Origin of the sequence: Planktotalea sp., assembly GCF_039984035.1 — a bacterium.
In the GTDB taxonomy this organism is placed as follows: domain Bacteria; phylum Pseudomonadota; class Alphaproteobacteria; order Rhodobacterales; family Rhodobacteraceae; genus Planktotalea.
The window spans coordinates 1-10885 of record NZ_JBDWVM010000350.1 but is presented as its reverse complement, the minus strand read 5'-3'; the positions used below and the strand labels follow the sequence as shown (position 1 = coordinate 10885).

General features: G+C 53.0%; 12 protein-coding genes and 1 pseudogene. 7 read left to right on the top strand and 6 right to left on the bottom strand.

The features are described 5' to 3' along the window. Nucleotides 1-364: zinc-binding dehydrogenase (locus ABJQ89_RS15725; protein ID WP_348497111.1), on the top strand; the 364-nt coding region annotated here is incomplete at its 5' end. On the opposite strand, the gene ABJQ89_RS15720 is transcribed toward ABJQ89_RS15725, so the two are convergent. Continuing rightward, nucleotides 361-1017 (bottom strand): histidine phosphatase family protein, encoded by a 657-nt coding sequence (locus ABJQ89_RS15720; protein ID WP_348497110.1) that lies wholly within the window; start codon nt 1015-1017, stop codon nt 361-363. The two genes, ABJQ89_RS15725 and ABJQ89_RS15720, sit on opposite strands and share 4 nt — an antisense overlap. Before the next feature lie 81 nt (nt 1018-1098). On the opposite strand from ABJQ89_RS15720, the gene ABJQ89_RS15715 reads away from it, so the two are divergent. Further along, entirely contained in the window at nt 1099-1569 is a 471-nt protein-coding gene (locus ABJQ89_RS15715) for a MaoC family dehydratase (RefSeq protein ID WP_348497109.1), read from the top strand. 30 nt (nt 1570-1599) lie between these two features. Next, nucleotides 1600-2274, top strand: a complete 675-nt coding sequence (locus ABJQ89_RS15710; protein ID WP_348497108.1) for a nitroreductase — start codon at nt 1600-1602, stop codon at nt 2272-2274. A 42-nt stretch (nt 2275-2316) separates the two neighbouring features. Here the strand turns inward: ABJQ89_RS15710 and ABJQ89_RS15705 are convergent, their stop codons facing one another. From ABJQ89_RS15705 to ABJQ89_RS15685, 5 genes are all read right to left on the bottom strand, one after another. Next, nucleotides 2317-3576 (bottom strand): FGGY-family carbohydrate kinase, encoded by a 1260-nt coding sequence (locus ABJQ89_RS15705; RefSeq protein WP_348497107.1) that lies wholly within the window; start codon nt 3574-3576, stop codon nt 2317-2319. Next, nucleotides 3573-4547 (bottom strand): class II aldolase/adducin family protein, encoded by a 975-nt coding sequence (locus ABJQ89_RS15700; RefSeq protein ID WP_348497106.1) that lies wholly within the window; start codon nt 4545-4547, stop codon nt 3573-3575. Before ABJQ89_RS15700 ends, ABJQ89_RS15705 begins: the two co-directional genes overlap by 4 nt. Continuing rightward, complete coding sequence (locus ABJQ89_RS15695; RefSeq protein WP_348497105.1) at nt 4544-5434, bottom strand: TIGR01459 family HAD-type hydrolase; 891 nt, start codon at nt 5432-5434, stop codon at nt 4544-4546. Before ABJQ89_RS15695 ends, ABJQ89_RS15700 begins: the two co-directional genes overlap by 4 nt. Further along, nucleotides 5385-6317, bottom strand: a complete 933-nt coding sequence (locus tag ABJQ89_RS15690; protein WP_348497104.1) for an N-acyl homoserine lactonase family protein — start codon at nt 6315-6317, stop codon at nt 5385-5387. Before ABJQ89_RS15690 ends, ABJQ89_RS15695 begins: the two co-directional genes overlap by 50 nt. 86 nt (nt 6318-6403) lie before the next feature. Continuing rightward, on the bottom strand, nt 6404-7048 hold the full coding sequence (locus ABJQ89_RS15685; RefSeq protein ID WP_348497103.1) for a GntR family transcriptional regulator: 645 nt from the start codon (nt 7046-7048) through the stop codon (nt 6404-6406). Between the two features lie 116 nt (nt 7049-7164). Here ABJQ89_RS15685 and ugpC point away from each other — a divergent pair, with 116 nt between their 5' ends. The 4 genes and pseudogenes from ugpC to ABJQ89_RS15665 form a co-directional block, all read left to right on the top strand. Continuing rightward, a complete protein-coding gene (gene ugpC, locus ABJQ89_RS15680; RefSeq protein WP_348497102.1) occupies nt 7165-8253 on the top strand; it encodes a sn-glycerol-3-phosphate ABC transporter ATP-binding protein UgpC in 1089 nt (362 codons plus the stop codon). Nucleotides 8254-8283: 30 nt separating this feature from the next. Then, nucleotides 8284-9600 carry a sugar ABC transporter substrate-binding protein gene (locus ABJQ89_RS15675; RefSeq protein ID WP_348497101.1) on the top strand — a complete coding sequence of 439 codons (1317 nt, stop codon included), beginning with the start codon at nt 8284-8286 and terminating at the stop codon, nt 9598-9600. Between the two features lie 87 nt (nt 9601-9687). Further along, nucleotides 9688-10599, top strand: a complete 912-nt coding sequence (locus ABJQ89_RS15670) for a sugar ABC transporter permease (RefSeq protein WP_348497100.1) — start codon at nt 9688-9690, stop codon at nt 10597-10599. A gap of 1 nt (nt 10600) precedes the next feature. Next, nucleotides 10601-10885 (top strand): annotated as a pseudogene (locus ABJQ89_RS15665) (carbohydrate ABC transporter permease); the annotation flags it as partial.

Genomic DNA, 10885 nt, shown 5'->3' with positions numbered 1-10885 from the left:
AGGCGGTGATGGCGTTGACGTCGTGTACGATGCGGTTGGCGGCGACTATGCCCAGCCAGCAGTGCGCTCACTGGCTTGGAAGGGGCGGTATCTCGTCGTTGGCTTCCCTGCAGGTATCCCTAACATCCCATTGAATCTGACGCTGCTCAAAGGTTGTCAGATCGTCGGTGTCTTCTGGGGCGCGCATACGGTGCGCGAGCCAAAGAACCATATGGAAAACCTAGGCGATCTGTTCCGTCTTTATGGCGAAGGCAAAGTAAAGCCGCGCATCTCTGCCAGCTATCCGTTGGAGCAGGCAGGCGATGCTCTTCAATTGCTGCAAGATCGCAAGGTCTTGGGCAAAGTCGTGGTGACGACGGCCTAGGTCTGCAAATGGGACACGTCATTAAAACCGCGCAATGTCATTTGCTCGCCGCGAACGACAAGGCGGCTAATCGATCCGTTGTCCGCACCCATGAAAGCAAAGGCTGGCGATCCGGTCGCGATTGCCAGAGCGGCGGCTATGACGCCGCCATGCACGACAACCGCGACCAGTTCGTCCGCGTGCGCAGCGGCTATGCGCAGCAGCCCCGCTTTGACACGCGCTTGCAACTGGGCCGTGGTTTCCGCGCCAGGCAATTCGCCCCACTCTTGGTTTGCGCGCGCCCGCACAAAAGCGGGATCATTTTCCGCCGCGCGAAAGCGGAATTCACCCCCGTCCCAATCACCAAGAAAGACTTCACGCAGATCGCGTTCAACGCGCGGCTTCAACCCCAAATGCCCCGCCAGAGGCGCAGCCGTTTGATGGGTGCGCTGCATCGTCGTAACGTAAATCGCGTCAATCGGTTCTGCCTTCAAACGCGCACCAACGGCAATCGCTTGCGCATGCCCTTCCGGCCGCAAAGCAGGGTCGCCCTGCCCGTCAACCATCGGGAAACACTCGCCGCGCACAGCCGCTTGGGTTTCGCCGTGTCGGATCAGAAGCAAATCAGCGGCGCCTTTGGGCGGAGCAAACCTATGTTGACGCGCTTCTTTCATCACATTCCCTTTCCCGTTTTTCGCACTAGCGCACATCTGCCAGAGATGCGCCAGCCTGCCCCTGAATAAGGAACCATTGTCATGTCATCCCTTCAAGATGCCCTAAAGCAGAGCGAAGCGCTCATCGGAACCGAAGTCGGTGTGTCCAATTGGATCACGGTTGATCAACCGATGATCGATACATTCGCCACCACAACCCATGATGAGCAATGGATTCACATTGATCCAGAACGCGCTGCTGCTGAAACGCCCTTTGGAGGTACGATTGCACATGGCTTTCTGACCCTCTCGCTGGCCAGTCGTTTTGCATATGACTGTTTCGATATGCTGCCCGGTCAGGTGATGGGCATCAACTACGGTATGAACAAATTGCGTTTTTTGATGCCAGTACGTGCAGGTTCGCGCCTTCGTGGGCGCTTTACCTTGCAGGCAGTGAATGCCCGCAACGCAACAGATTTGCTCCGCACCAATGCGCTCACGGTCGAAATCGAAGGTGAAGAAACGCCTGCGCTTGTTGCCGAATGGCTCGGCCTCGCGGTTTTCAAAGATTAAACTCATACGAACAGACGAAAAGAGACCAACATGAAGCTTGAAGATGCCATAAATGGCCGCCGCTCTATCCGTGGATTTACCGACAAACCTGTTGCTCAAGAGCTGCTGGAAGAGGTGATCGAGCTTGCAAATCGCGCGCCGTCTTCGATGAACACGCAGCCATGGCATCTACATGTTTTGACAGGTGAACCGCTGGAGCAAGTGCGCCAAGGCAATACCGAACGTATGCTTGGCGGAGTGACACCAACGCGTGATATCGAAGACTATGCCGAATATGAGGGCGAGCATCGGAAACGCCAGATCGAAATCGCCATTCAATTGTTCGAAGCGATGGGAATTGAACGCCACGACGCGGAACGCCGACAAGATTGGGTCATGCGAGGGTTCCGCCAGTTTGATGCACCCGTCTCTATCGTTGTGTGCTTTGACCGTTCCTTGCTCAACAACACGATCGCGCATTTTGATACAGGTGCGATGACTTACGCTTTGACTTTGGCAGCGTGGAGCAAGGGGCTCGGTACGGTGATAAACGGGCAAGGCATCATGCAAAGCCCTGTTGTGCGTGAAGTGGCTGGCATTCCCGAAGATCAGATCATCCTGACATGTGTCGCGCTGGGTTGGCCTGACGATGATTTTGTCGCGAACTCCGTTGTCTCGCGCCGTCGCCCGATCAGCAACACGACACGGTTCTTGGGATTTGATTAAAGAACGGATGCCCTTGCGATAGGGCATGTAGGCAGCGCTCAGTTATTGCACGATGAGTTTGGCAGCACCGATGGCAGCATCGGTGTATTCCGCCGTTTCAATCGGCACGCCAATGTGACGCGCTCTGATCGCCGTCCAGACTTCATTCTGGCTACCGCCGCCTGCGGTAAATATTCTGCTCGGCATACCGCCACCACGGGCGTTGATCGCCTCATAACACTGCGCCTCAATTCCAGCGATCCCGTCCAGCAGCCCATACAAGAACGCGGCATCCTCTACGGGGCGCGGCGTTAAGAGCGGCGCAAGGTCTGGGTCATTGATCGGAAATCTCTCCCCTGGTTGGAGAAGCGGGTAATATGACAAATCGCAAGGTTTGCTCGGGTCAATCTGTGTGCTCAGCTCGACAAGTTCGGACGTGCTAAAGAATGATTTCAAGACGGCGCCACCCGTATTGGACGCACCACCAACGAGCCAAAACTCACCCAGCCTATGGGAATAAAGTCCAATAGAAGGATCATCGATGCGAGTACTGGACAGCATTTTGATCGCAAGCGTAGAACCCAATGAGCTGACTGCGACACTTTCTCGTATCGGAGCGCTCGCAAGGAATGCCGCGATACTGTCCGTTGTACCTGCATGCACCATCATGTCTGGCGATAACCCGTAAGTCTCAGCAACCGACGTTGAAACATGCGCAATTGCTCTGCCTGGGGCATGAACGCGCGGTAAAAGCGATGGCTCGATTATGTGCGCGATCCATTCTGGCCATGCATTCGTCTCTGGATCGAAACCAGTTTTTAAAGCGTTGTTAAAGTCAGAATGCCCGCCTTGCCCCATCAGTTTTGCGGCAATGAAATCCGCCTGATGAAGAAGGTGACATGGCTTTTCAGTCGCCTCTTTGACCAGACGCATTGCGCGCGCCAAAGCCGAATTCGATCCCTTTGTAATGTGCGCATCATCAGCATGCCGCGCGATTTCAACGGCTTCTTCGGTGAAACCTTTGGAATTATACATCAACGCTGGGCTAACGGGATTTAAGTCGCTGTCTGTCAGTACCATCGACCCTGACGTGCCATCCACAGCAACGCCAGCTATCAGCCTTGGATCACCCCCGGTATCGCGCAAGGCGTTCATTTGCGATTTCAAACATTCTTCAACCGCGTCCCACCACAAATTAGCATCTATCGCTTGGCCTAACTGTTTTGGGTGCTCAGTGGTCGCTGTAGAAACAACCTCGTCGCCGTCTAACACGGCTGTGCGCACCCCTGACGTTCCGATATCAATGCCTAAACGTAACATCATCGCCGTCCTGCCAAGGCTTGGCGATACTTCTCGGCATCCCAATTCAACAGCTCCGCTTCCGCATCGGTGCCAATTGGGTCAACGGTCCAATCCAAGGGTAGACTTGAAAGCACATCACAAAGACATCGCAGCATTGCTAGCTGTGAAGACGTTGCCCCGTCGCGGATCAAAACACCCTGTCCACGTATCAAGATCGCAGGAGGCGTGGCATCGGTTTCCCGCTCTGGCAACGCTGGGCCTAAGAAAACCACATGATCAGGATAGTAGGTACCATTCAGCGCGAGCTGCATCGCTCTGTCATTTTGGCCCAGCCAACTGTACTCCGACCATGTAAAACCATCGAGAGCCGAGGTTTCGGGCTCGTGCCATTCCATTGAAGCCGACGGCAATGCAAGGCGTTGCTCAACGTCGCGGATCAGCAAATCGACAGCCTCGACACTGTCACCGCAACAGATCAGACCGTGGTTTTGCAAAACAATAACCTGAGTTTCTGGAGTAATGCGCGCAAGGATTTCACGCGTCAGCGGAAGTCCGGGTTTGGCATAAGGCACCTGAACGAAGGGTAACCCGTCAAGCTTTTCTACCAGCGCGTCGCGCCCTTCGGGACTAATGGCATGGGTGATCGTCGCGACCGAATGGGTATGTGCGACGACCGTCCATTCCAATGCCGCGTGAAAAGTCGTTTCGATGGAGGGGCGAAGCGTAACGCTCGTATCCAAACCAGTCGTCTTACAACTGCCATCGCCCATCTGCTCGCGCGCTTCTGCAACGGCAGCGTGCCGGTCAACCGCAACAAAGATATTCGTCTTCTCCGCATCAGCCAGTTCTGTGCCAGAGGCTTTGATCCACATAACACCGCCTGATTTTATGGACGTATTTCCGCCTGGTCCTTGAACCTGCAAAGGGTCTTGGCCAAGACGCGCGGACAAAACACGAAATGCATCTGTTAAGAGTTCGGGCTGCGTGTTCATCGGACTTCCTTCATACGAAATGTGGGGGGCTGAACCTTTTGAGCGGCGACCAATCGCATAAGAGTCGCGTCGCTGGGGTCAGCGCCAAAAGCATCGGCATAAAGACCGCCTTCAATGAGTAGACTGTCCCACCCTGCAGTTTGAGCACCAGCGATGTCATGCTCCAAACTATCGCCGACCATCAGATATCGCTCGGCGCGCATTGCAGAAGCAACAGAGCGAAAAACGGGCAAATGCGGTTTACCGTAAAAGGTCACATCACCGCCAATATCCTGATAGGCAAATGCCAATGCACCCGGTGACACCACGTACCCGCCGGCGCGCGGGCTTTGACGGTCTGGGTTTGAGCAATAGACTGGCAATTCCCGCTCGCGCCAACTTTCGATGAAGGCGGTAAGATCGGTCTGCTCAGCATTGTCAGGCAAACCCATCAATAGGACAGCATCGGCGCGGCTAAGATCATGGGTGATTTCAATGTCCAAGCCGTCTGCCCAAAGAGCGGCGTCGCCCTTCGCACGTTCGATCGGATAAAATCGGCGCTGCGGTATGACGCCCTGCTTCATGTCTTGCCAAAGCGCTTCGCCGCTGGTCATGAAATGATCAAAATGATCAACGTCAAAACCCATAGCCGCGATACGTGCCGCATTGGGCTCTGCGCGTTTCCCAGAGTTAGAAAGCACCCCTAACTTCACTCCGCCACGTCCAAGTTGGTTAATGGCGTCGATTGCTTCGGGGTATGCGACGGTCCCGTTGTGTAGAACGCCCCATTGGTCAAAAATGATCGCATCATAGCGAGACGCGATCATTTGAAGTGTGTCGATAGACTGGGTCACAGCGTTAATATTCAGCCATGTCTTTTGGATCGACGAGCCCTGCGATGAACGCATCAGCTTCAGCTTGGCTCAATTTGGGCGCAGCTTTGTCCACCATACCTGCAGGCATATCGCCGAAATAGAACTTATACCCCGGGATCGGCTGACGACGCTTGCGCAACGGCATCCCTTCATAAGGAAAGACATCTGAGCGTGCGTTCGCGGCCTCGTCATGGCACGGCAAAACGTAGTCCGCACGCTTGTCGATCTCCTCAACGGACTTCCACCCTTCGTAAGAATTTACGAAACGCGCAGGCACCCAGTAGCGCCACTGCTCTGATGGGTTTGGATCTAGATTGCGTTCAACAAAAATTGCGTCCCCGGCGACCACTATGTCGCCCATAGCCGTCGCAACCGTCACACACATATGACCGACAGAATGGCCCGGCGTATGGAACATCGTAATGCCAGGCAAAACCTCGCATTCATCCTCGACTGCCTCGAAGACACAACCGGCATAAGCTTGTTCAACACCGATATTGGCTTCGTAGGTACGATAATAAAGCGGCAACGGATTGTAGGCCATTTCAATTTCGGCTTTTGGCGCAATGTAGCGTGCGTTTTTAAACTTCTTCATGTTCTGCACGTGATCCCAGTGCAGATGCGTAAAGACGATTGCATCGATCTCATCAGGGTGGACACCAAGCTTCTGCTCAAGATGTTCGTGCACTTCAAGGCAACCACGTTTTTCGCATTTATGATGATACTTGGTTGCGCGCTCTTCGTCAGGAAGACCCGTATCAATCAAGATCTTATGCGTGCCTGTATCAACGTAGTGGCAATAGACAGGGTTCCAGTACTTCTTACCCGCTGGGCCTTTCCAAAAGATGTACGTGCCGAGATCAGCCTCAAGCCATCCTGTGTTGATTGGATAAATCTTTGTTTCGGCAGCGCCCATAGCCAGTCTCCTTGTGACGAATCTATTTTGTATACAAAAATACAAAAATGGATGCGATAGCAAGACCCAACTCTGAAATTATCGAATTAGTTAGCTCTCAACGCTTGCAAGAAGCTCTCGGTCATGTGGCTACGCATGCCTTTGGATGCGGCCGCCGAATCTTCACTAAAGATATCGCTTATCAACTCCTGATGACTGGCCGCAGATGCGATCAAATCATCCTTCGTTTGGAATTTTTTCGCCCTGAACGGCCCTGTTCGACGACGGAACTCTGACGCGATCTCGGCCATATAAGGATTGCCAGTGGAGTTGTAGATCGCCATATGAAATGCTTCGTTCGCACGCAAGTAAGCGGCGCGGTCACCTGTTTGCGCAGCAGCTACACACTTGGCCTGCGCCATCTCAATATCAGTACGTGAAAGTAGCGTAAGTCGTTGAGAAGCAATGCGTGCACAGGCTGCTTCGATCTCATGCATAGCTTCGAAAATCTGCGCTAACTCTTCCCGATTATACTTAGCCACAAAGACACCGCGTCGCTCACCCTCCACCAAAATGCCTTGCGCTGTTAGACGCGTCAGAGCTTCTCGAACGGGTGTGCGCGAAGCATCAAAGCGCGCAGCCAAGCCGACCTCGTCCAGCCGCACGCCCGGCTCCAATTCTCCCGCGGCAATTTCCTCCATTAAAGCGGCTTCAATGCGTTTGGTGACTGAAATTTTTGCTGGCTCGCGCATTAATATCTCCTCATACTTTGGGAAATATTATCAGTCGACGCGGAAAAAATCAATTTTGTATATTTACTTTTCTTTTTGTATGCAAAATGATTACCGTGGATGAGGAGAGGGATTCGATGCCAGAAATACAGCTCAAAGGTCTAATCAAGCGATACGGCAACTTTCAGGTGCTGCATGGCGTTGATCTGACGATGGCAGATAACGAGTTTACCGTTCTCGTTGGGCCGTCTGGATGTGGAAAGTCCACAACACTGCGGATGATCGCCGGTTTAGAGAGCGTCACCGAGGGCGAGATCTATGTAGATGGAAAACCGATCAGCACATTGGAACCAAAGGACCGGGGGCTGGCGATGGTGTTTCAGGACTACGCCCTTTACCCGCATATGAACGTCGCGCAGAACATCTCGTTCGCGTTGCGTTTGCAGAAGGTTGCGAAAACCGAGATCGACAAAAAGGTTAAAGAAGTCGCCGCCCTAGTTGGGCTTACCGAATTCTTACATCGCAAACCTGGCGCACTCTCTGGCGGTCAACGCCAACGTGTTGCGATGGCGCGTGCGCTTGCGAAAGACAGCGACATCTTTTTGTTCGACGAACCGCTTTCAAACCTTGACGCAAAATTGCGTGGACAGATGCGCGCTGAACTCGCAATCATGAGCCAACGTGTTCAAAAAAATATGATTTATGTCACCCATGACCAAGTCGAAGCTATGACTTTGGCTGACCGAATTGTTGTGATGAACGGTGGCTACATTCAACAGCAAGGTAGCCCCGAAGAGCTGTTCAAGCGCCCTGCCAACAAATTCGTAGCTGGCTTCTTGGGAATGCCGCCTATGAACTTTTTGGACGGCGAGATCGAACAACGCGGCAGTGATACTTTCGTGAAGGGCGATGGCTTTGACCTGCGACTGGACGGAGAAAAAGCCAAGATCGCAGCGAAACACACGAGTAAGTCCGTTACATTGGGCATCCGCCCTTCAGATTTAGATTACACGCAAAACGCTCCCGAAGGTCAGTCCCTGACGTTGGATGTTTTGGTGTCCGAATATATCGGCGCTCAATCTGTGCTGATGTGTAACTGTGGGTCCAACCGCGTCACTGTTGAGGTGAATTCGGAGACCCCGATGGCTTTGGGGGAAACCCTAAAGTTTGAGGTGAACTTGAACCGAGTGCACCTATTTGATCGTCAAACCGAAGAGGCACTTTGACGGTCTTTAATTTTCTGGGAGGAAAAGTAAATGAAGATGTTGAAGACAGCGACAGCAGCGGCGGCATTGATGTCCACTGCGGCACTCGCCAACCCCTATGAGCCCTACGAAGGCACGACCTTGATCGTGAACTTCCCGGCGCACCCGCACTACGACGCAGTGATGCAAATCTTGCCTGAGTTTACAGCAGAGACGGGCATCGAAGTCGAAGTCGATCAATTGCCATATCTTGCCATGCGTGAACGCCAGACTTTGGAATTGTCGCAAGATGAAGGCGAATACGATCTCATCGCTTACGTCGTCTTCTCCAAAGCGGACTATGTGTACGCTGATCAACTAGAGAATCTGGCAAAGTATTTCATGAACCCAGCATTGTCTGATCCGGGTTATGATGCGTCTGATCTGATTGACGGTTATGTTTACAACATCGGCTTTGCGGGCGGCGACCGCGGCTACCTTTCTGGTTCAACGGGTTCTTTGTTCGGCCTGCCTTATGGCTCTGAAACCTCCGTTTTGGGGTATCGCAAAGATATCTTTGAAAAGCACGATCTTAAGGTGCCAGAAACTTACGAAGAGATGCTCGCGCTTGCATGTCAAATTCCAACACTGGAACCGGGTATGGGCGGTCTTGCCTCCCGCGCAGCGTCTGGTCACCATGCGGCCCACGCGTTTTTGCTGCACCTGAATCCGCTGGGTGGCGGTATCTTCGATGATAACTGGGAACCCATTATGAACAGCGCCGAAGGCGTTGCAGCGGCACAAGCCTTGAAGGATATTGTTGATTGTGGCCCTGAAGGCGCGACAACATTCGGCTTTGGCGAAGCGTTGGGCTCATTCCTGAACGGCGAAACGGCGATGTATCTTGATACGACTGTCGTAGCGGGTCAGATTGATGATCCAGAGCGTAGCCAAGTAGTCGGCAAGGTTGGTTGGGCCATGCACCCGATGGGCACAGAACGTGCAAGCCAAACAGGTGGCTTTGGTATTGGCATTCCATCAAATGCTGAACACAAAGAAGCGGCCTTCTTGCTGATGCAATGGCTGACATCTCGTGAAGGTGACAAACTCGTAGCCCTTGCTGGCGGCAACCCATCCCGCTTCTCTACACACGCAGATGCCGACGTAAATGCAGCCTTCCCGCATATGTCGACGTTTGGGGAAGCCCTTCAGTATGCTGATCCAGACTGGCGCCCAATTATCCCAACTTGGGGTAAAATCAACGCAGACCTTGGCACAACCTTGAGCCAAGTTTTGACAGAGGGTCTCGACATTCAAGAAGCTCTCGACGGCGTTGCAGAACGTGCGCGCGTGACAATGGACGAAGCTGGCTACTACGCTTGGCAATAAGTTGACCTAAGAAACGAACGACGGCTCCGCGCGTTTGCGGGGCCGTCATACCTAACGACCCATTCGTCTGATCAAAGGATAGCATCCGTGAACCGTCACTTTATGAACCGTATGACGCCCTATATGTTCATGGCGCCCGCCGCGATCATTCTGGCAATCGCGTTGATCTATCCGCTGGGCTACATGATGTACGGCTCCTTGCTCAACTGGAACCCGAGCCAAAGCATATCTGAGGCCGAATACGTCGGCTTCAAGAATTACGTTGATCTGTTTTTTGATCCGTTCTTCCGCAAAAGTTTTTCTGTCACGATCACTTTCGCCTCTATCGTTGTGATCGCTGAGATGATCATCGGCGTCGGGCTTGCTCTTTTGCTTGATCGCAACATTCGCGGCATGTCCGTTCTGCGGACCTTGTTCATCCTACCAATGATGATCGCACCTGTCGTTGTTGGTCTTATGTGGCGCTACATGTACCACCCCACGGTCGGCACGTTTAACCGCACCTTAGAAAGCATTGGTTTAGAGAAGGTGGATTGGCTCGGCCAAAACGCTCTGCTCTCTGTGATCCTCGCCGACATTTGGCAATGGACCCCGTTTATCTTCATCCTGTCCTTGGCTGCGCTGCAATCCTTGCCACAATCCGCGATGGAAGCGGCCCGTATTGATGGCGCAACAGGATGGCAGCAGATTTGGTTTATCAAACTTCCAATGATGCTACCAATTTTGATCGTCACTGCTCTGCTACGCCTCATCGATGCGTTTAAAGTTCTCGAAGTGATCTTGGTCATGACCGATGGCGGACCTGGGCAAACCACCGAAATCCTTGCCATGCGCATTTCTCGCACGGCTTCTGAATTCCGCGAATTGGGCGTCGCTGCGGCTATGTCGAATTATCTTCTGCTCATGCTGATGCTGCTCACAGTGTGCATGTTCGGTTTCACCCGTTGGCAAGAACGCCGTTCGCTTCGCATGGCCGCTGCGATCCAAGAGGACCAATAAGATGTCTGATAAGGTTTACGAAAAACAAAACCCCGCGTTTTACGCATTACTGGTCGCGCTGATCTTTATGTCTGTTGGCCCAATCGCGCTGATGTTCATCAACAGTTTCAAGCTGGACGTCGACATCATCGGAGGCACGGGCGGCTTGTGGTTCATGCCCACAATCCAGAACTACGAAACCGCTTTGTGCGATGTGCTTTGGTACGAACCAGACCATCTACGGTTCTGTCAATTGAAATTTGGCGGCGCCTTTATCAACTCGCTGATCATCGCGCTGATATCGTCG